Source organism: Planobispora longispora, assembly GCF_016863135.1.
Classification (GTDB): domain Bacteria; phylum Actinomycetota; class Actinomycetes; order Streptosporangiales; family Streptosporangiaceae; genus Planobispora; species Planobispora longispora.
On sequence record NZ_BOOH01000023.1, the window covers coordinates 62172 to 82809 of the forward strand.

A 20638-nucleotide genomic window follows, 5' to 3' on the forward strand; every position below is an offset into this window, starting at 1 on the left:
CCGCGGCCTCCGCGGACGTCACGGGAGCGAGGACCCCGGCGGGGCGTTCCCGGCTTCCTCTCCACGGCTGAAGCCGGGGATGCCGGCCGGCGGACCGTTCCGACCGGCTGGGGGATCGCGCGTTCCCAGGTCATCCCCGACGGCGCGGCTCTCGTAGCATGATGGCGTGCACGGCTTTCTGCGCTCCGTATGGAACGAGCCCCCTCCCCCCAGCCCGTCGATCCGGGTGTGGCGCGACTGGGCTCTCGTGGGGGTGCTCGTGCCGGTCGCGGTGCTCGAAGGGCTGCTGCGGCCGGACCTTCCGTGGCGGGTCGTCTCGGTGATCGTCACCGTCGGGCTGGTGCCCACGCTGCTGTGGCGCCGGACCAGGCCGCTGCTGATGGTCGTGATCGCCTTCGGCGTCACGAGCGTGGTCCCGCTGCTGACGGACGGCGACGCCGTGGAGACGAACACGACGGTGTACCTCCTGCTCCTGGTCTACGCGCTGTTCCGGTGGGGCTCAGGGCGCCAGGTCGTGATCGGGCTGTCGATCATGCTCGGCACGGTCGCCCTCTCGGCGTTCCTCGACCGCCTCGCCCCCGCCGACGCGATCGCCGCGTTCACCGTCACGTTCTCGGCCGTCGCCCTGGGCGGGGCGTTCCGCTACCGGGCCGGGGCCAGGATGCGCGAGCTCGACCAGGTCAAGCTGCTCGAACGCGAGCAGCTGGCCCGCGACCTGCACGACACCGTCGCCCATCACGTCTCGGCGATGGCGATACGGGCCCAGGCGGGGCTGGCCACCTCGGCGTCGCAGCCGGCCGCCGCGGCCGACGCGCTCCGCGTGATCGAGGCCGAGGCGTCGCGCGCCCTCGCCGAGATGCGCGCCATGGTCCGCGTCCTGCGCCGGAACGAGCCCGTGGAGATGACGCCCGGCCGGAGCATCGCCGACCTCCGGCGACTCGCCGGCCGGACCCCCGACGGGCTGTCGGTCAACGTGGAGATCTCGGGCGACCTCGACGACCTGCATCCCCCGGTGGGGGCCGCGATCTACCGCATCGCGCAGGAGTCGATCACCAACGCCAGGCGGCACGCGCGGCACGCCACCCGTGTCGAGGTCCGCGTCGCCGCCGACGACACGTCGGTGAGCCTGCGGGTGAGCGACGACGGCGACGGCTCCGCACGCCCGGCCGCGTCGCAGGGGTACGGGCTCATCGGCATGATCGAACGCGCCGACCTGCTCGGCGGCACCTGCCACGCCGGTCCGAACCCCGGCCGCGGCTGGACCGTCACCGCCGTGCTGCCCCGGGCCGGGGCGGCCGCGTGAGCATCCGGGTGATCGTCGCCGACGACCAGGAGATCGCCCGCACCGGGCTCAGGATGATCCTCGACGCCCAGCCGGGCATCGAGGTCGTCGCCGAGGCCGCCGACGGGCGGCGCGCCGTCGAGCTCGCGCGCCGCCTCCGCCCCGACGTGTGCCTGTTCGACATCCGCATGCCCGGCCTCGACGGCATCGAGGCCACCCGCTCCCTGGCCGGACCGGCCGTCGAGGACCCCATCGCCGTCGTCGTCATCACCACTTTCGACCTCGACGAATACGTCTACGCCGCGCTCAGGGCGGGCGCCCGGGGCTTCCTGCTCAAGGACGCCGGTCCGGTCCTGCTCTCCCAGGCCATCCGCGCCGCCGCCGACGGCGACGCGCTCATCGCCCCGAGCGTCACCGCGCGGCTGCTCGACGCCTTCGCCGACGCCGGGCGCTCCTCACCGCCGGCGCAGCCCATCGAGACGCTCACGGACCGGGAGGAGCAGATCCTCCTCACCGTGGCGCGCGGGCGGACCAACAACGAGATCGCCGACGAGCTGCACATCTCCCTCAGCACGGTCAAGAGCCACATCGCGAGCCTGATGGCCAAGCTCGGCGTGCGCAACCGCGTCGAGATCGCCATGTGGGCGTACGAGACCAAGCGCGTCAGGAACTGATCGGGGCATTCGGGCGCGGGCGCGCTCCCGCGGGGGTGCGGACCGGCCCGGCGGACCGCCTGCGGATGATCCATTCGGCCACGGCGAGGTTGATCACCCATCCGGCGCCCATGAGGAGCGCCCTGCTGAACTCGCCCGGCTCACCGGCGACCAGGGACCAGGGCAGATGGGTCAGCACCTGCGTGCCCGCGCCGAGCCCGATCGCGTAACCGCGCGTCATCCAGGCGCGGTGGCGGACGATGTCCCGCCGCCGGATCGCGGCGAGGCCGAGGACGATGGACAGGGCCATGCCCGAGCCGAACACGAGCCGGAAGCCGGCGAGGAGGGCGCCGTCACCGGCGGGGAAGGCGTAGAACACGGTCATCCACAGCCCCGAGAGCGCCGCGACGAGCCCGCACCCGACCAGGAGCCGCCCGGCGGCGCGGTGCCAGCCGGGCCTGCGGCGGCGCAAGCCCGGCGCGAACTGGAAGGCCCCCAGGAGGCTGTACACGGTGACGCTGAGGATGTGCAGCACGATGGGCACGGGTGCCGCGAAGAACCGGGCGTTCTCCGCCGTGACCTCCGCGCCGGCGGTCAGCTCGCCGAGACGGACGGCGCCGGCGATGACGGGGACGACGCTGAGGACGATCAGGCCGGTGGGCGCGAGCCATCCCGCCCTGGCGGGGGAAGTGTCGGTCATGGATCGATCGTGGCGGCCGGGGCGGTGCCGGCTCATCGATAGAACGGCCCGATCCGATCCCGCCGATCAGCCACGAAACGGTCGTACTTTCGGCCGTTGAGCCGCCGCACGGAACGCGGACACACTCACCTCGTTCCCCCCGGCCCCTCGCCCCAGTAGATCAGGAGAATGTGATGAAGGCGTTCGTCCTACGCTCGTACGGCTCACCCGACGTCCTCGACCTCACGGACGTCGCCATGCCCTCGCCCGGCGACGACGAGGTTCTGGTCCGGGTCCTCGCCACCTCCGTCCAGCCCTACGACTGGCACCTGATGAGAGGCGAGCCGTACATCGCGCGCCTGATGCCCGGCGGTCCCGGGCTGCGCGGACCGGAGATCGACATCCTGGGCGCCGACGTGGCGGGGCGGGTGGAGGCGGTCGGCAAGAACGTGACGGAGTTCCGCCCCGGTGACGAGGTGTTCGCGATGCCCAAGCGGGGCGGCTTCTCCGAGTACGTGTGCGTCCCGGAGAGCGAGCTGGCGCCCAAGCCGGAGAACCTCTCGTTCGAGCAGGCGGCGGCGGTGCCGCTGGCGGCCGGCACCGCCCTGCTGGGCCTGCGCGACCAGGGGCGGATCCGGCCGGGGCAGAGGGTCCTCGTCAACGGGGCCTCGGGCGGCGTCGGGACGTTCGCCGTGCAGATCGCCAAGGCGTTCGGCGCGGAGGTGACCGGCGTCTGCGGGCCGCGGAACACGGAGCTGGTGCGGTCGATCGGCGCGGACGAGGTCATCGACTACACCAAAGAGGACTTCACCCGGAGCCGGCAGCGCTACGACCTCCTGCTGGACGTCGCGGGAAGCCGCCCGGGGAGGGCGTGCCTGCGGACGCTGACCCGCGAGGGGACCCACGTCATCGTCGGCGGGCCGGGCGGCCGGTGGCTGAAGCCCGTCGGCCGCATGGTCTCCGCACTCGCGCTGTCGCCGTTCGTGTCCCAGAGGGTGGTCAGGGCGGACGTGGTCGGGTGCACGGAGAACAAGCGGAACCTGATGACGCTGACCGAGCTCATCGAGGGCGGGAAGGTCACCCCGGTCATCGACCGGTGCTACCCGTTCGAGGAGATCCCGGCGGCCGTCAGGTATCAGGAGGAGGGCCACACCGCGGGGAAGGTCGTCGTCACGGTCGGAACTTGATCTCCCACCTCCGCGAGCGCACGGACGTGGCGACTTCGACCTGCTCCGCATCCGCGTACTCCACTACCGCCAGCCCCACCTCACGCTCCGTCATCCGATCCCCGGGAGCGGGCCGGAGCCCCGGCCGGGTCGCACCGCCCCGCGATAGAACGATCAGGCGGGAACGACGGCCGCTCGCCGGTCTCGCACGGCATGAAGCCCTCCAGCCACGCAGACCTGTCCGTCACGGTAAAGCGAGGGATGCCCAGAGGGCGGAGAAATGATCGCGGCATCTGCGACATGAAGGGGCGTAAGCGAATCCCCGTCACGTGGAAGGCCGGTCATGAGGACTACCAGTGGATGACAACCCTCAAGCCTGGTTCGAGAAGGTCTATCTCGACACCTACGAACAGATCCTGGGCTATGCGATCCGCCGTTGCGACTGCGCCCAGGACGCGGCCGACGTGGTGGCCGAGACATTCGAGATCGCGTGGCGCCGTATAGCGGACCTGCCCGCCGGGGATGAGGCGCGGCTGTGGCTGTACGGCGTGGCGCGCAACGTCGTGGCCAGCCACCGCAGGGGACACCTGCGCCACCGCAGCCGCCACACGACACTGGACGAGGACGTCGTCGCCTTCTACGCCCGCACGGCCCCATCCGATGAGCGCCTGGAGTTCACCCAGGTGGCCGATGTGTTCCGCGGGCTGTCCGACGACGATCACGAACTGCTGTCCCTGGTCGCCTGGGAAGGCCTGGACGCCGCTGAGATCGCCTGTGTCCTGGGCTGCTCCCGCAACGCCGTACGCATCCGGCTCCACCGCGCCCGCAAACGCTTCGCCCAACGACTGGCCGCAGCCGGGCAGGCGTCCGCCGCGGGGGCACGGACCCTGCTCGCCACCATCACCGCCGCACGGCCGGACATCGCGGCGCCGCCCTCACCGGCCGGCGGGCGGCCCTGGAGAATGCGGCTGATGGCCGCGGCAGCCGTCGGCGTGCTCGCCACCGGCCTCGTCGTCGGTCCCAGCCTGCTGCGCGAGCCGAGCGCCGTCAGCTACGCCAACTCCGCCGTCTCGATCGTGCGCGACGGCGACCAGTACGTCGCGCGGATCACCGACCCCTTCGCCGATCACGCCAGGTACACCGAGGCGTTCCACGCGGTCGGTCTGGACATCGACCTGCGTCCGGTGCCGGTCTCCCCGGGCGCCGTGGGACAGATCCTGGGCATGGTGATCGGCGGCGATCAGGTGCCCGATCCGCAGACCCCACCGGACCCTTCCGGCCCCCGGTTCGGCGGCGTCGCCTTGTCGACGGAGAGCGCTCCGAAGGGATGCCGGCCGGGCCGCGACAGCGGCTGCGTCATGGTGATGCGGATTCCCGCCCGGTTCACCGGACATGTGAACATCCGGCTCGGCCGCCAGGCCCGGCCAGGAGAGCAGTACGCCAACGCTGACCAAGCCACGGCCCCGGGCGAGATGTTCGCCGGTGTCTCCCTGCGGCGTGGCCGGTCGGTGGGGGACATGGTGGCCGAGGCGCGCCGCCGAGACCTGCGCGCCGTGTTCAGCCGCATCCGCATCGACCCGCAGACCGCAGGCCTGTCCTTCGACCCGGTTCCTGCCGACCACGTCGAACGCGACTGGGTCGTGTGGCACGCCTGGCAGGTACAGGCCGGCGTGATCCGTTTCCTGGTCACACCCGAGCGACTGGCCGACAACCCCTTCCACAACGGAAGCGCGCCGCCACCGGCCTCCTGACCATCAGGCGCCCGGCCCCTGTTCCCGCGAGAGCGGGCCGGGGCCGGGCCGTCAGAAGGCGTCGACGTACACATACACCCGGTCGAAGCGGAGAGCGACCAGGTCGGCGCGGCGAATCACCCAGTGGAACAGGCCCGCCTCCAGCTCCTCGCAGTCGTCTTCACCACGCCAGGTGGCCAGCAGCGTCCACTCGTCGCCGTCCGCGACGGGCAGCGGCGCTTCGTCCCGGACCACCTCGACCGGGTCCCAGTTGAACAGGACCGGCTCGCCGCCAAGCTGGAAGCGCCAGTGAGGGCGCCAGCCGACCACCTGCGACCAGGCGGACTCCAGCTCGGCCGCCCGCTGCGACTCCTCGTCGTCGTCCTCCTCGCGCCACGGCCACGACCACTGGTGGAAGCAGAAGTCCAGCCGCGCCCGGCGGTAGGTGCCCGGACCGTCGTCCGGGTCGACCGCACGCTCTGCCAGCGGCGTCCCGGCCGGCATATACCGCACAGCGTCGGCGACCACCGCCCCGCTGCCCGGATCGGGGTCGGCGAAGAACAGCAGCCGGCCCTCGGTGGGCAGCGGCAGATCCGTCGCCCCCGGCGGCAGGGCCGCGCAGTCGACGGCCGCGACGAACGCCGCCGCCGGCGCGGGGGCGCCCTCCGGCAGCGGCGGGTTCCCGCCGGTCAGCGCCACGACCGGGCCGGGGCCGCCCGGTGCGAGGTAGACGGCCGGGCGAGCGGTGCGTATGTGCGCCTGCACCTCGGCGGCCGGAATCCCCCGCGCGGCGGCCTCCGCACGGAAGCGGGCGGCCCTCGCCGCCGGGGTCTCGTCAATGGTTTCCGTGTCGGTCACGGGGGGAGCCTATGGCCGTCACCCGGTTCGTGGAGGACCTGGTGGCCTCCTCGTCGTAGTGCTGGATGAGCACATGCCTGGGGCGCAGCGCGGCGATGACGGGGATGTCACCGGTTCGCCGATGGCAGGCGGTGGCGCGGTCGTACGTTGCGCCCTGGATCTCGTTCGCGGACGTCCTCGCGACGAGGGCTTCCGGGAACACGGTCTTCTCGGAGGCCGCTGGCCTGCGTCGGCAGCCCGCGTGGTTCAGCCCCGGAGGGTGGCGAGCCAGTCGGTCAGCAGGCGGTTGACCTCGTCGGGGCGCTCCTGCTGGATCCAGTGACCGCAGCCGTCCAAGAGGTGGGAGGCCGACAAGCCGGGGAGGGTGGTGGGGTAGGCGTCGATGGCGTCGGACATCCAGGTGGTGGAGGCGTCCAGGGCGCCGCCGATGAACAGAGACGGCTGCTTGATCGGGGCTCCGTGGTGCGGGGCGAGGTCTTCCCAGTCTCGGTCCATGTTGCGGTAGCGGTTGAGTGCGCCGGTCATCCCTGTGCGCTCGAACTCCCCGGCATGGACGTTCAGCTCGTCCTCGCTCAGCCAGGCCGGGAGGACTCCCGTGGGGAAGCGGTCGCGCAGCCGGCCGCCGCCGCGGACGACGAAGTGCGGGTCGGGCTCGCCCGGGGCAGGCATGGTGTCGGCGGACAGGGCCGCGTAGAAGCCCGCGAGCCAGCCCCGGACGTCGGGCTCGATCTCCGCCTCGGCGCGCCGGGGCTCCTGGAGGTAGGAGACGTAGAACTCCTCCTCGGGGCCGCCGATCTGGCCGAAGATGTCGCTGGGGCGGGGGCCGCCGGGCGGCGCGTAGGGGACGCTCAGCAGGCCGACGGCGCGGAAGACCTCGGGGTGGAGCAGGGCGGAGGCGGCGGCGATGCCGGAGCCCCAATCGTGGCCGACGACCACCGCGCTCTCCTCGCCGAGAGCGCGCACCACGGCGAGGTTGTCCTCCACCAGGTCGAGCATCCGGTAGGCATCGATCGCCTCCGGCTTGGAGGAGCGGCCGTAACCGCGCACGTCGACCGCCACCGCCCGGTGGCCGGCCGCGGCGAGGGCCGGGAGCTGGCGGCGCCAGGAGTACCAGGACTCGGGGAAGCCGTGCACGAGCAGGACCAGCGGGCCGGTGCCCTGCTCGACCAGGTGCAGGCGCCCGGCCGGGGCCTCGACGATGCGGTGGCGGAGCTCGGTGGTCGGCTCGGGCTGAATGGACTTCTCCTCGGTTCGCGGCGGATGCGGCCACCCATAGATCCTGCGGCGCGGCACCCGCCCGACGTGATTTGCCTTGCCGTTCTGGCAAACTCGCAGGACATAACGGTGGAGCGGCACGGCAAGAAGGAGCGGGAAGGTGACAGTCGACGGCGTGAACGGCACGCCGGCCGCGATGGGGCCCCGATTGCGGGCCGTGCGCGAGCACCACGGCGCGACGCTCGCCGGTGTCAGCTGCGACGGGCGGCTGTGGCTCGCGCTCGGCGGCCAAGACCTCATCCTGCCCCCGGGGACGTCGCCGAGTTCGACACCCGCACCCCGCACGGGGTGGCGAACACCAGCCCCGGCGGTCCGGTCGAATATCTGATCGTGTTCGGACCGCAGGGCGAGCGCCTGCGGCCGCGCACGCCTCCAACCGCTGGTCGCGGCGTCAGCACCGACCCGAACAAGATCATCAACTAGTTCGGCGCACCCTGATGCTGCAGGACGTCCTGGCCGGGCCGGAGTGGGCCAAGCCGCTCAACCCCACCCTGGCAGCACGTCCGGTCCTACGGCGAGCTACGGCTGGATGTCGCCAGGCGTCTGCCACTGGGCGGTGGCCCGGACGCCGCGCAGCCAGGGCCGGATGCCGCGCCCCGGCTCCTAGTAGCCGGGGAAGACGCGGCGCAGGAGGCCGAGGTCGGCGGCGACGGTCTGGGTGTCGTGACGCAGCGCGGCCAGCAAGCTGCCGGTGCTGCCGGTGCTGCTTCGGCTGCCGCGCAGCATTTTGCCGTCGACCGCCAGGCCGACCGACGGTGTCCGGCGCGCGCGATGGTCATCGGCTTCGGGCAGGGGGCGGGTGGCAAGGGTGGCCAGGTAGCCGCAGGTCGCGACGTCGAAGGCATCACCGTCCAGGCGTGACAGCAGGCGCCGCAGGGTGCCGGCGGCCAGGGGGGCGGTGCCGGGCAGCCCGGCACGGGCCAGCAGGTCGGGGTCGTATCCGCTGATGCATCGGGTGATCGCTGCCAGGGAGGCGGCCCCGCCGAGCACCGCGATCAGGGATAACGCCAGCAGTGAGCCCAGGCGGTAGCGGCGTCCCCGGCGGCTGCGCGGGTCGGGCGGTGTGTCCAGGACGTCGGCCGGGGCGGGCAGGTCGTCGGGGCTGGCGATGGGGGCGGTGGAGGTGACGTGCTCGCGGTGGTGGGTGAGCACGTCGATAGGGGATGATGGCACGCGAACGCGGCCCCTGTTCTTGATCGGCTGGCTTCGACAACCGTCGATCATCAGGAGTCGCGTTTGCCGTCTCCAGGCCGGGGTGCCCTCAATCGCTCGCCCGTGTCAGGGTGCAGCCGTCTCACCAGCCGAGAACGCCTCGGCCTTGGGCCGGGGCGTGTCCCGGACCGAGGAAACGGTAGTCACCCGCGCACACGTCCGGCGGATTATCGGCCAATTCGCCACTCCGCGCCACTGAATTTTTAAATGTGTGCAGTTTGGTTAATTAAGCGTCTGTGTGCACTTCTGCACGGAACGGTTACGTCGCTTCCGTGCAGTGTTCTCTCCGGGTTGACCAAGCCCACACAGAGAACAGAAAGGCAATCCGAAATGCCGATGAACAAGAAGGCCCTCGGTCTCGCCGTCCTGGCCGGTGCGACGGCGGCGCTGCTCGGCGGGCCCGGCCCGGCGGCAGGGGCGGTGACCGGCCCGCCCGTTCAACCCACGGCCCCGGCGGCGCAGTTCACTCCCCCGGCAGTACAGCCCACGACCTCGGCGGCGCAGCCCACGACCCTGGCGGCGCAGCCCGCCACCGGTCCGGCAACGCGGGCCGCAGCCGCGGCCCCCCTGCTGGTCGGGCTGATCCCGCAGCACGTTCCGCAGACCGACGGGCTGAGAATGGCCCTCACTGCGGGCCTCCCGCCGACGCCGGGAGTCACCGGCATCAGGGTGACCCAGGAGCCGGACCTCAGCCTGCAGACGCAGAAGTGGGAGCTGCGCTTCGCTCCCGGCGGCGCCGTTCTGCAGATCGTCAACGCCCACACCGGCCTGTGCCTGAGGGGTTCCAGCGTGGCCGGCGACATCGTTCGCCAGGTCAAGTGCCTCCCCTCGGCGTCGGTCGACGATTCCCGCCAGTTCTGGCGGGACCGCCAGACCCTGCACAACGGCGTCGTCGTCCACCGCTACGAGAACGCGGACAGCAAGCTGTACATGGGAATCAGGAACAGTTCCCCGCAGAAGGGCGCGCTTCTGGAATCACAGGTCCTCAACAACCTGCCCAGCCAGAAGTTCAAGCTGAAGTGAGGGCAGTGAGCTGACCGGCACGGGCCGAAGGCCATTTGCGGAAAACAGGCCCGGGTCAGATTCAGGGATCCCGTCCGGCGATTTCACCGGGCGGGATCCGTCTTTTTCCGATGACCCACCGGCGGTCCCTGCACTCCAAGGCCGAGGCGTTCTCGGCCGGTGAGACGGCTGCACCCTGACACGGGCGAGCGATTGAGGGCACCCCGGCCTGGAGACGGCAAACGCGACTCCTGATGATCGACGGTTGTCGAAGCCAGCCGATCAAGAACAGGGGCCGCGTTCGCGTGCCATCATCCCCTATCGACGTGCTCACCCACCACCGCGAGCACGTCACCTCCACCGCCCCCATCGCCAGCCCCGACGACCTGCCCGCCCTGGCCGACGCCCTGCGCACCCAAGACACCCACGCCCGCCACCTCGTCGCCGCCGGCGGCCACTACCTGTTCATCGTCAAGGCCAACCAACCCCCACTGCAACGCCGCCTCAAGGCGCTGCCCTGGCGCCAGGCCCTGCTCAACCACCGCAGCGATGAGCGCGCCCACAGCCGCCGTGAGATCCGCCGGATGAAGATCTGCACCGTCCGGCCCGACCTGCCCTTCCCGCACGCCGCCCAGGCCCTGCAGGTCAAGCGCCGCCGCCCGGGTCATGGCCGGCTTCCGCAACCTGGCCATCGGCCTGGCCCGCCTGATCGGCCATCGGCCTGGCCCGCCTGATCGGTTGGAGCAACATCGCCGCCGCCACCGACCATTACCGCTGTCATCCCGCCGACGGTCTTCAGCTACTCGGTCTCACAACATGAGAACGCTTCGGCCCTGATCGTCCACCACCCTCTGAACACGGGTTCTGGCACCCGATGAGGGCGATCGCCCCGCTTGAAAGCGGGCGGCCGTGCACCATGTCGCCTGACTCGGCGAATGCGGGATGCATGCGGGATGATCACGCAGATGATGCGATCCATCCAGGGCACCCGCACAGGTCAGACGGTATAAATCAGCCGTACGGCCGCCGCTCTCCTGACGCGGCTTCGATTTGCTTGCCGGAGCCCGGCTCCTTCCCCGGAGCGGACGGACCGGCCGCAGATCGCGGTGCTGTACCTGTGGCTCGAACGGCTCCACCCGACCGCGCCGGTACGGCTCAGCCGGGTGGTGGCGGTCGCCAAGGCCCACGGGCCGGCCCGCGGGCTGGCACTGCTCGACGACCTCGACCGGCGCCACGGGCTGGACCGGGAACCGCTGACCCGGCAGCGGGAACGTGCGGTGCGCGCCCACCTTCTCCGGATGACCGGCGACGCGGGCGGCGCTGTACCGCCGGGCGGCCGCCCCGACCGGCAACCAGGTCGAGCGGCGATACCTGCTCGGCCTGGCCGACCGTCACAGCTGAAGGTGCGGCCGCAGCGGGCGAAGGCATGGTAGACGGCGCGGAGCTCCGCGTCGCGCCATCCATCAAATCCGGCATTCATAACTCAATCGCCCGACTTATCCGGGTTTATCTGAATAAAGTTCGGCGTGATCGGACAGTGACCACCGCCTTCGCGCAAGGGCGGCGGCGAGGGGACGGAGCGGCGGGCGGCCATGGATCGGATCGGGGACGATCTGCTGAAGGTCATGGTGGCGGAGCTCGGGTACCGCGAGGGCGCCGGGCAGCGCACCAAGTTCGGCGAGTGGTACTCCACCCACGTGGTCCAGGACACCCAGTACCGCACGGCCCCCTGGTGCGACATGTTCATCGCCTGGGCCGCGGAACGGGCCGGGGTGGAGGAGTACGTCGGCCAGTTCGCCTGGACCCCCTCCCACGCCCGCTGGTTCGAGACCCAGGGCGCCTGGTCCAGCACGCCGGAGCCCGGTGCGCTGGTCTTCTTCGACTGGTCGGGCGGGAAGAACATCAAGGGAGTGGACCACGTCGGCGTGGTCGAGCGGGTGGACGGTGGAACGATCCACACCATCGAGGCGAACGTCGACCGGGTCTGGCTGAAGCGCAAGGCCCGCGACGAGAGCAAGGTCGTCGGCTACGGGCTGCCGCGCAAGGTCGCGGAGAACCTCACGCTGGGCGCCGAGGACACCGCCGAGACCCCGGCCGAGGTGGCCCCGGCGCCGGCCGCCGAATCCGTGTCCCTCGTCCTGTACGACCCCGAGGGAACGTTCCCCCTTCTGGACCCCCTGCCGCTGACGACGCTGATCGCCTTCGTCCTCGGCTGGACGTTCCTCATCGCCAAGTGGCACCCCCGCCCTCCGGCGAGCGGCCGGCACCGCAGGCGCAGGGAGCGGGACCCGCGGAGCCGTCCCGGAGCCCGGCACTCGTCGCGAGTTGATTAATTAGGATAGGCAAAGCTAAGTTGCTCTTGGAGGCATCCCCGAGCGAAGGCGGCGAATCACCGTGAGCACCGAGCAGACCGTGGAGCGGACCGAGGCGCAGGCCGCCGGGAGCGCCGCGGAAGCGGCTGAGGAGATCCTCGCCTTCCGCTCCTTCCGTCTCCAGGTCCTGCGGACGCGGCGGCTCAGCCCGAGCTTCATGCGGGTCACCTTCACCGGCGACGACCTGGCCGCCTTCGCCGACAACGGCCACGACCAGCGGATCAAGATAATCCTCCCGCTGCCCGACGGCACCTTCAGCCCGATCGGCGACGGCTCCGACTGGTACTTCCGGTGGCGGGCGCTGCCCGAGGCGCTGCGCAACCCGATCCGCACCTACACCGTGCGCGCCGTACGGCGGGAGGCGCGCGAGCTCGACGTGGACTTCGTGCTCCACGGCGACATCAGCCCCGCGTCCCGGTGGGCGACCTACGCCGCCCCCGGCCACCCGGTCGTGGTGATCGGCCCCAACGCCGCCTTCCCCGGCCCGGCCGGCGGCCAGGAGTGGGCTCCCCCGGCCGGGACGGCCCGCATGCTGCTGGCCGGCGACGAGACCGCGGTCCCCGCGATCGCCTCCATCGCCGAATCCCTCCCCGGGGACGCGCGGGCCCGGGTCCTGCTGGAGGTGCCGGAGGCCGGCGACGAGCTCCCCCTCACCGTCCCGCCGGGCGTGGAGGTCACCTGGCTGCCCCGCGAGGGCGCCCGCCACGGCGACCTGCTCGTGCCCGCCGTACGCGAGGCGCTCGCCGGGCTCGGCGTGTCAGGCGGCGCGCAGGAGGCGCTGGAGGACGTCGACGTGGACGCCGACATCCTCTGGGAGGTGCCCGAGCCCGCCGCTCGGGGCGGCGGCTTCTACGCCTGGCTGGCCGGTGAGGCCGGGGTGGTCAAGACGCTCCGCCGCCACCTGGTGCAGGAGGCCGGGGTCGACCGCTCGGCGGTCGCGTTCATGGGCTACTGGCGGATGGGCCGCTCCGAGAGCGAGTGAGCGAGCGGCGGGTCGCGGCGCCCCGGATCCGGCCCTCCGGATCGGGGGCGGGTCGCGGCGGCCCGGCCCGATCCTCGCGGGCCAGGCCGTTCACGTGACTCTGGCAGGATGCGGATCATGCCTATCGACCCCCACCTCCTCGCCCTCTTCACCGTCACCACGATCGTCGCGATGATCACCCCCGGTCCGGACATGTTGTTCGTGCTGGGATGCGGGATGCGCGGCGGCCCGCGCGCCGGCCTGCTCGCCACGGCCGGCGTGGCGAGCAGCGAGGCCGTCCACGTCGCCGTGGCCGCCGCGGGACTGGCCGCGCTGTTCGAGGCGGTGCCGGTCGCCTTCACGATCGTGCGGATCGCCGGAGCCGCGTACCTGATCTACCTGGGCGTCCAGATCCTGCGCAACCGCGGCAACGGCGACCTCGACGCGGCCGCGACCGGCGGAGGGATCTCGGGCCGCCGGGCGTTCCTCAGCGGCCTGATGACCAACTTGCTCAACCCCAAGATGGTCACCTTCACGATCGCCTTCCTGCCCCAGTTCATCGACCCGGCACTGGGACAGGTGTGGCTGCAGTTCACGATCCTCGGCGCCATCCTGATCGCGCTGGAGTTCCTGGTCGACGGCACGGTCGGCGTGCTCGCCGGCCGGATCGGCGGCTGGCTGCGCACCCGGCACGCCGCCCGGCGCCGCATCGACACCGCCACGGGCGGCATCTTCGTCGGGCTCGGGGTGAAGCTGGCCGTCGACAGCTGACGCCCGCCCGGACCACCGGCGGCGCGGTCAGGAGAATCCCCTGCGGAGCTCCGGAGCGAGCGTCCGCAGCCAGGCCCCGGAGAAGGCCGGCTCATCCGCGCGCCGGCGGGCTTGATCGCGAATTGGGCCTGCCCCCGCGGAGATCCTCCGGCTACCCTCCGCCTAGGGGTCGTGGGAAACGGGGTGTCTCACCATGGGGTCGTTCCGCCGCATGCTCGCGCGCGCGCTGACTGTCTCGTTGTTGTCCATGTTCGTCGTGGCGTCGCCCGCGGCGGCCCGGACCGCCACGGCGACCATCGTGCTCCAACCTCGGGCCTGGACTTACACGTCCTCGCTCCAGCCCGGCGAGAGCCACTGGAAGGAGCCCGCGGACCTGCCCGTCGGCCTGATGGGCGAGCCCCCGGCGGTGCACCGGGCGTACTACGCCTACGACGTCTCCGCGCTGACCGGCAAGAAGATCGTCGAGGCCCGGCTGACGCTGGTGCGCCCCGCGCTGGACTGCGCGGAGCGGATCCGCAGCTTCCAGCTGTGGCAGACCGGTCCCATCAGCAGGCACACCGACGGGAAGCACCAGCCGGAGTGGATCAGCTCGCTCTACGCGGTGCCCGGGGAATGGGCGTGCCGCCCCAGCCCGTCGTACGAGCTCGTGGCGACCCCCACGACGGCCTGGGAGAACGGCGTGGCGACCTACGGCGTTCGCGGCTCCTTCGAGGACCGGCCGCAGGGTCCCCTCGTCTTCCGGAATGATCCGCAGCTGCGGATCACCTACGAGTACGAGGAGAAGGACCCCTTCCCCGGCGACCCGACGCTGCCCGTCGACGCCGCCTCTCCCGACGCCTGGACCCATGTGGACTCGCGGCGCCGTCACGAGCCGCACTGGAAGGAGGAGACGCCGCTGCCCGTCGGCCGCCGGGACCGGCACGGCGTCACCCGGTCGTTCCTCAGATTCGACCTGGCCACGCTCCCCGCGGGCAGGCCGGTCGAGGCCAGGCTCTTCGTGCGGCGGGCCGACACGTGCCGGGTGGGCGAGAAAACCATCGAACTGTGGCAGACCGGCCCCATCGACGAGCGCACCACCTGGCACCGGCAGCCGACGTGGCTGCGGCTGATCGACACCTACGCCTGGGGTTCGTGCGACGACGAGTCCGGGACGACCCTGCTGTTCGACGCCACAGAGGCGGTGACGGAAGCGCGGGCCGCGGGGAAGAACACGGTGACGTTCGGGCTGCGGTCGTCGCGGGAGCGGGACCCTGGGGGCGCCTACCTGATCGGCCACGATTCGCTGCTGCGCGTCAGTTCCCTCCCGCCGCTGAGGCCGCCCGCCGAGATCATGACCGACAGGTCCGGCTATCACTGGCCGGATCCCCCCGGCGGCCGGGTCCCGCCCTTCCCCTGTACGGCGGGGGCCGGCCGGCCGTACATTCCCTACTTCCCCCGCCCCGAGGCGATCTTCAGCGGCGGCGCCCACCCGCTGAGCACCCGCTGGCAGTGGGAGACCCTCGAAGGCGTGGCCGTTCACGAGGAGGTCGCCTACGTGGAGTACAACGGCCTCTCGATGGGCTCCCCACGGGGTGCGGACGGCGAGTCCTACCGGTGGCGGGTGCGCTCGGAGGACCGCTACGGGCAGGTGAGCGAGTGGAGTCCGTGGTGTGAGTACACGGTGGACATCACCAGGCCCGCCCCCGCCGTGGTCACCGCGACCCCCTACAGCGGTCTCGATCTCGTCGGCGGGCCCGGCGTCCCGGGCCGGTTCACGTTCGCCCCCAACGGGGCGAAGGACGTGACGGACTATTACTACACGGTGCCGCCCGCGGAGCGATGGCAGCACGTCCCGGCCGGCCCCGACGGGTCCGTCACCCTGACGTGGACACCCCGGACCGCCGGGCTCCACCAGATGGCGGTGTTCAGCGTCGACCGCGCGGGCAATCGCGCCGACCTCACCTCCTACTACTTCGCCGTGGCGGCCCCGCCCCAGTGAACGATGGGGCGGGCTCCGGAGCCGGCGTCACCGGCGAATGTAGCCGTCGAGGCGGGCGGCCAGCTCCTCTGGCCGCGAGAGCATCACCATGTGGCCGCCGTCGATCTCCTCGGGGGTGACGCCCAGACGTTCACGCGCGATCCCGCGCATGAACTCCGGGCGGAAGAAGCGGTCGTCGCGGCAGACCAGGACCTTGGTCGGCACGTCGGGCCAGGCGGTCAGCGGCCAGGGCTCGACCAGCGAGCGCTCGGCATGGCCCTGGCCGCGGCGCATCGCCTCGTCGGCCAGGGCGGGCGGCAGGTCGTGGCAGAAGGTCTCGGCCGGGTCGCCGCCGGGATCCTCGAACCCGGTCGCGGTCCACCAGTCACCGGGAGGCTCGCCCGGCGCGGGGATCATGGCCGCCAGCATCACCAGCAGGTCGGCCCGGACCCGGTCGCACACCAGCGGGCCGACGAACCCGCCCCAGGAGTGGGCCACCACGACCACGTCGCCGCGCTCGCCGACCGCCTCGACCACCGTGTCGGCGAGCTCGGCCAGCCCTGCCTTCTCGTCGGCGAGGGGCAGGTCGACGGCGACGACGTCGTGACCCCGCGCGCGCAGCTCGGGATCGAGAAGGTGCCACTGCCAGGCGACACCCCCACCGCCGTGGATCAGAACGAACGTGGCCATGGGCGTGTTTCCCTCCGCGTGCGACCGCCTTCGGTATCGGAGAGGATTCTCGCCGCCGCCACCGACAGTTTCCGGTCCGGTTCAGGGGACGGCTCAGCCATGTACGGAGCGGGGGGTCGACGATCGCGGCGGCGCGGTTCGGCCGCGGTTCCCGGGACCGGCCCCGGGCCCGCGTCCGGCCTCCTCCGGCGGGTCTACCCCCGGCCGTCCTCCAGGTCCCCCTCGGTCTTGAGGTAGACCTCCTGCAGAGCGGCCAGGATGTCCGGGTCCGGGTGCTCCCACATGCCCCGGTCGGCGGCCTCCAGCAGGCGTTCGGCGATTCCGTGCAGCGCCCACGGATTGGACTCGGCCAGGAACGCCTGGTTCTCCGGGTCCAGGACGTAGGCCGCGGCGAGCTTGTCGTACATCCAGTCGGCGACGACACCGGTGGTGGCGTCGTAGCCGAACAGGTAGTCGACGGTGGCGGCGAGCTCGAAGGCCCCCTTGTACCCGTGCCTGCGCATGGCCGCCAGCCAGCGCGGGTTCACCACCCGGGCGCGGAAGATCCGGGAGGTCTCCTCCGAGAGCGTCCGGGTGCGGACGGCGTCCGGGCGGGTGCTGTCGCCGATGTAGGCGGCCGGGGCCCTGCCGGTGAGGGCGCGGACGGTGGCGACCATGCCGCCGTGGTACTGGAAGTAGTCGTCGGAGTCGGCGATGTCGTGCTCGCGGGTGTCGACGTTCTTGGCCGCCACGGCGATGCGCCGGTAGGCCGTCTCCATGTCCTCGCGCGCCGGGACGCCGTCGACGCCCCGGCCGTAGGCGAACCCGCCCCAGACGGCGTAGACCTCGGCGAGGTCGGCGTCGTCGCGCCAGTTTCGGCTGTCGATGAGCGGAAGGAGCCCGGCGCCGTACGCTCCGGGACGGGATCCGAAGATCCGGAAGGCGGCCCGGTCGCCCCGGTCGGCGTCGGCCAGCACGTGGGCGCGGACGTAGTTGTCCTCCTCGGGCTCGTCCAGGCTCGCGGCCAGCCGTACGGCGTCGTCGAGCATGGCCACGACGTGCGGGAACGCGTCGCGGAAGAAGCCGCTGATGCGGACCGTGACGTCGACGCGGGGACGGCCCAGCTCGCCGGCCGGGATCGCCTCCAGGCCGGTGACCCGCCGCGACGCCTCGTCCCAGACGGGCCTGACCCCGAGCAGCGCGAGCACCTCGGCCACGTCGTCGCCCGCGGTGCGCATGGCGCTGGTCCCCCAGACCGACAGCCCGACCGAGCGGGGCCAGTCCCCCGTGTCGGCCCGGTAGCGCTCCAGGAGGGACTCGGCCATGGCCTGTCCCGTCTCCCACGCCAGTCGGCTCGGCACGGCCTTGGGGTCGACCGAGTAGAAGTTCCGCCCGGTCGGGAGCACGTTGATCAGCCCGCGCAGCGGGGAGCCGCTCGGCCCGGCGGGCACGTACCCGCCGTCGAGGGCGTGCAGGATCGCGCCGATCTCGTCCGTGGTCCGCGCCAGCCTCGGCACGACCTCGGTCGCCGCGAACCGCAGGACCCGCTCCACCAGTTCGAGGTCCGCCCGCGTCCCCGCCTCGGAACCCGGCTGCGCCCCCACGGCAGCGGAGTCGGCTGCCACCGCGGAAGCGGCGCCGGGGACAACCGCGTCCGCTCCAGAACCCGGCTGCGCCTCCGCGCCGGCGGAAGCGTCTCCCGGTTCCGAGGCGGAGCCGAGGATGGCGGCGGTCGCCTCGGGGACGGCTGCGGGGTCCCAGCCGCGGGCTTCCATGGCCTCGACGAGGGAGCGGGCCAGGGTCTCGGCCTCGTCGGTCCCGGTACGGCCGGCGGTGCCGTCCTCCGTCAGGCCCAGGGCCTCCCGCAGGCCGGGCAGCGCCTCGGCGCCGGCCCACATCTGGCGGGCCCGGAGCATGGCCAGGACCAGGTCGACCCGGGCCGGGCCCTCCGGGGCCGCGCCGAGGACGTGCAGCCCGTCGCGGATCTGGACGTCCTTGACCTCGCAGAGCCAGCCGTCCAGGTGCAGCAGGAAGTCGTCGAACTCCGCGTCGTGCGGCCGGTCCTCGACCCCCAGGTCGTGGTCGAGCCTGGCCGCCTGGATCAGGGTCCAGATCTGGGCGCGGATCGCGGGGAGCTTGGCGGGGTCCATGGCGGCGATGGAGGCGTGCTCGTCGAGGAGCTGCTCCAGCCGGGCCATGTCCCCGTAGGTGTCGGCGCGGGCCATCGGCGGGACCAGGTGGTCCACCAGCGTGGCGTGGGCGCGGCGCTTGGCCTGGGTGCCCTCGCCCGGGTCGTTCACCAGGAACGGATAGATCAGCGGCAGGTCGCCCAGGGCCGCGTCCGGGCCGCAGGAGGCGGACATCCCGGCGGACTTGCCGGGCAGCCACTCCAGGTTGCCGTGCTTGCCGACGTGCACCACGGCGTGCGCGCCGAACCCGTCGGCCAGCCAGCGGTAGGCGGCCAGGTAGTGGTGGCTCGGCGGCAGGTCGGGGTCGTGGTAGATGGCGATCGGGTTCTCGCCGAAGCCGCGCGGCGGCTGGACCATCACCACGACGTTGCCGGCCCGGAGCGCGGCCAGCACGATCTCGCCCCCGGGGTCGCGCGAGCGGTCCACGAACAGCTCGCCGGGGGGCGGGCCCCAGTGCCGCTCGATCCCCTCGCGCAGGTCCTGCGGGAGCGTGCCGTACCAGGCGGCGTAGTCGCGCGCGGCGATGCGCACCGGGTTGGCGGCGAGCTGCTCCTCGGTGAGCCACTCCTGGTCCTGCCCGCCCGCGGCGATCAGCGCGTGGATGAGCGCGTCGCCGTCCTGCCCGGCCACGCCCGGCAGCTCGTCGTCCGCGCCGATGTCGTAGCCGTGCCCGCGCATCGCGGCCAGCAGCCGCACCAGGCTCGCGGGGGTGTCCAGGCCGACGGCGTTGCCGACCCGCGAGTGCTTGGTGGGGTAGGCCGAGAGCATCAGCGCGATCCGCCGCTCCGCCGCCGGGACGTGCCGCAGCACGGCGTGCCGTACCGCGATCCCGGCCACCCGCGCGGCCCTCTCGGGGTCGGCCGCGTAGACCGTCAGGCCGTCGGGGTCGATCTCCTTGAACGAGAACGGCACCGTGATGATCCGGCCGTCGAACTCGGGGATCGCGACCTGGGAGGCGGCGTCCAGCGGCGAGAGGCCGTCGTCGTTCTCCTCCCAGGTCGCGCGGCTGCTCGTCAGGCAGAGTCCCTGCAGGATCGGCACGTCCAGCCCGGCCAGCGCCCCGACGTCCCACGCCTCGTCGTCGCCCCCGGCCGACGCGGTCGCCGGGCGGGTGCCCCCGGCCGCGAGCACCGTCACCACCAGGGCGTCGGCCTGCCGCAGGGTCGCGAGCAGCTCCGGCTCCGCGCTGCGGAGGGAGGCGCAGTAGACGGGCAGCGCCTGCCCGCCCGCGTCCTCGATCGCCGAGCACAGCGTCTCGATGAACGCGGTGTTCCCGGCCACGTGGTGGGCCCGGTAGTACAGGACGCCGACGACCGGCCCTCCCGTACGGCGCGCCGCGCGCTCCAGCACGCCCCACGACGGGGTGGGCGCGGGAGCGGCGAAGCCGTGCCCGGTGAGCAGCACGGTGTCGGACAGGAACCGGTGGAGTTCGGCGAGGTTGGCCGGGCCGCCGTGGGCGAGGTAGGCGTGCGCCTCGGCGCAGACGCCGCCGGGCACGGTGGACAGCTCCATCAGCTCGGCGTCGGGCGCCTGCTCGCCGCCGAGCACGACGACGGGCCGTTCTCCGGCGAGCAGGAGGTCCAGGCCCTCCTCCCAGGCGCGGCGGCCGCCCAGCAGCCGGACCACGACCAGGTCCACGCCCTCCAGCAGCGGCGGCAGGTCTCCGGCGGCGAGTCGGGCGGGGTTGCCCAGCCGGTAGGCGGCGCCGCAGGCGCGGGCGCTGAGGAGGTCGGTGTCGGAGGTCGAGAGCAGGAGGATCACGCGTCACGCCCCGCCGGAGTCTCGGCGAGGCCGGGGGGCGTCGCGGAACGGCGGGAAGACGGCGAAGAGCGCACGGCGGTTTCCTCCCTCGGGGTCCTCGC

The 20638-nt window shown here is 72.5% G+C and carries 18 protein-coding genes; 12 read left to right on the top strand and 6 right to left on the bottom strand.

Annotation, left to right across the window (positions count from 1 at the left end; genetic code table 11):
• Window positions 1–166: 166 nt before the first annotated feature.
• Together Plo01_RS16095 and Plo01_RS16100 are read left to right on the top strand one after the other, a co-directional pair.
• Window positions 167–1303, top strand: coding sequence for a sensor histidine kinase (locus Plo01_RS16095; RefSeq protein ID WP_203891404.1), 1137 nt, complete (start codon window positions 167–169; stop codon window positions 1301–1303).
• Window positions 1300–1956 carry a response regulator gene (locus Plo01_RS16100; protein WP_203891405.1) on the top strand — a complete coding sequence of 219 codons (657 nt, stop codon included), beginning with the start codon at window positions 1300–1302 and terminating at the stop codon, window positions 1954–1956. The genes Plo01_RS16095 and Plo01_RS16100 overlap by 4 nt, the downstream gene beginning before the upstream one ends.
• On the opposite strand, the gene Plo01_RS16105 is transcribed toward Plo01_RS16100, so the two are convergent.
• Window positions 1946–2635, bottom strand: coding sequence for a DUF2306 domain-containing protein (locus tag Plo01_RS16105; RefSeq protein ID WP_239316435.1), 690 nt, complete (start codon window positions 2633–2635; stop codon window positions 1946–1948). The two genes, Plo01_RS16100 and Plo01_RS16105, sit on opposite strands and share 11 nt — an antisense overlap.
• A gap of 173 nt (window positions 2636–2808) precedes the next feature.
• Here Plo01_RS16105 and Plo01_RS16110 point away from each other — a divergent pair, with 173 nt between their 5' ends.
• Window positions 2809–3801, top strand: a complete 993-nt coding sequence (locus tag Plo01_RS16110) for an NAD(P)-dependent alcohol dehydrogenase (protein WP_203891407.1) — start codon at window positions 2809–2811, stop codon at window positions 3799–3801.
• 335 nt (window positions 3802–4136) lie between these two features.
• Window positions 4137–5531 (top strand): RNA polymerase sigma factor, encoded by a 1395-nt coding sequence (locus Plo01_RS16115; protein WP_203891408.1) that lies wholly within the window; start codon window positions 4137–4139, stop codon window positions 5529–5531.
• 51 nt (window positions 5532–5582) lie between these two features.
• Here the strand turns inward: Plo01_RS16115 and Plo01_RS16120 are convergent, their stop codons facing one another.
• Window positions 5583–6368, bottom strand: a complete 786-nt coding sequence (locus tag Plo01_RS16120) for a DUF1963 domain-containing protein (RefSeq protein ID WP_203891409.1) — start codon at window positions 6366–6368, stop codon at window positions 5583–5585.
• A 246-nt stretch (window positions 6369–6614) separates the two neighbouring features.
• On the bottom strand, window positions 6615–7661 hold the full coding sequence (locus Plo01_RS16125) for an alpha/beta fold hydrolase (RefSeq protein ID WP_239316437.1): 1047 nt from the start codon (window positions 7659–7661) through the stop codon (window positions 6615–6617).
• Between the two features lie 270 nt (window positions 7662–7931).
• Here Plo01_RS16125 and Plo01_RS40970 point away from each other — a divergent pair, with 270 nt between their 5' ends.
• Window positions 7932–8066, top strand: coding sequence for a hypothetical protein (locus Plo01_RS40970; RefSeq protein ID WP_275415393.1), 135 nt, complete (start codon window positions 7932–7934; stop codon window positions 8064–8066).
• A 180-nt stretch (window positions 8067–8246) separates the two neighbouring features.
• On the opposite strand, the gene Plo01_RS16130 is transcribed toward Plo01_RS40970, so the two are convergent.
• On the bottom strand, window positions 8247–8816 hold the full coding sequence (locus tag Plo01_RS16130) for a transposase family protein (protein WP_203891411.1): 570 nt from the start codon (window positions 8814–8816) through the stop codon (window positions 8247–8249).
• Window positions 8817–9191: 375 nt separating this feature from the next.
• Between Plo01_RS16130 and Plo01_RS16135 the strand changes: the two genes are divergently transcribed.
• From Plo01_RS16135 to Plo01_RS16165, 7 genes are all read left to right on the top strand, one after another.
• Window positions 9192–9878, top strand: a complete 687-nt coding sequence (locus tag Plo01_RS16135; protein ID WP_203891412.1) for an RICIN domain-containing protein — start codon at window positions 9192–9194, stop codon at window positions 9876–9878.
• Window positions 9879–10162: 284 nt separating this feature from the next.
• Window positions 10163–10591 carry a hypothetical protein gene (locus Plo01_RS16140; protein ID WP_203891413.1) on the top strand — a complete coding sequence of 143 codons (429 nt, stop codon included), beginning with the start codon at window positions 10163–10165 and terminating at the stop codon, window positions 10589–10591.
• A gap of 372 nt (window positions 10592–10963) precedes the next feature.
• Complete coding sequence (locus Plo01_RS16145) at window positions 10964–11290, top strand: hypothetical protein (protein ID WP_239316439.1); 327 nt, start codon at window positions 10964–10966, stop codon at window positions 11288–11290.
• A gap of 159 nt (window positions 11291–11449) precedes the next feature.
• Entirely contained in the window at window positions 11450–12190 is a 741-nt protein-coding gene (locus tag Plo01_RS16150) for a CHAP domain-containing protein (protein ID WP_203891414.1), read from the top strand.
• A 61-nt stretch (window positions 12191–12251) separates the two neighbouring features.
• On the top strand, window positions 12252–13211 hold the full coding sequence (locus Plo01_RS16155) for a siderophore-interacting protein (RefSeq protein ID WP_239316441.1): 960 nt from the start codon (window positions 12252–12254) through the stop codon (window positions 13209–13211).
• 117 nt (window positions 13212–13328) lie between these two features.
• On the top strand, window positions 13329–13961 hold the full coding sequence (locus Plo01_RS16160; RefSeq protein ID WP_203891415.1) for a LysE family translocator: 633 nt from the start codon (window positions 13329–13331) through the stop codon (window positions 13959–13961).
• A gap of 193 nt (window positions 13962–14154) precedes the next feature.
• Entirely contained in the window at window positions 14155–15939 is a 1785-nt protein-coding gene (locus tag Plo01_RS16165) for a DNRLRE domain-containing protein (RefSeq protein ID WP_203891416.1), read from the top strand.
• A 27-nt stretch (window positions 15940–15966) separates the two neighbouring features.
• Here Plo01_RS16165 and Plo01_RS16170 read toward each other — a convergent pair whose 3' ends face one another.
• Entirely contained in the window at window positions 15967–16608 is a 642-nt protein-coding gene (locus tag Plo01_RS16170) for an alpha/beta fold hydrolase (protein WP_203891417.1), read from the bottom strand.
• Between the two features lie 194 nt (window positions 16609–16802).
• Window positions 16803–20537, bottom strand: a complete 3735-nt coding sequence (gene cobN / locus Plo01_RS16175; RefSeq protein WP_203891418.1) for a cobaltochelatase subunit CobN — start codon at window positions 20535–20537, stop codon at window positions 16803–16805.
• Between the last annotated feature and the right edge of the window lie 101 nt (window positions 20538–20638).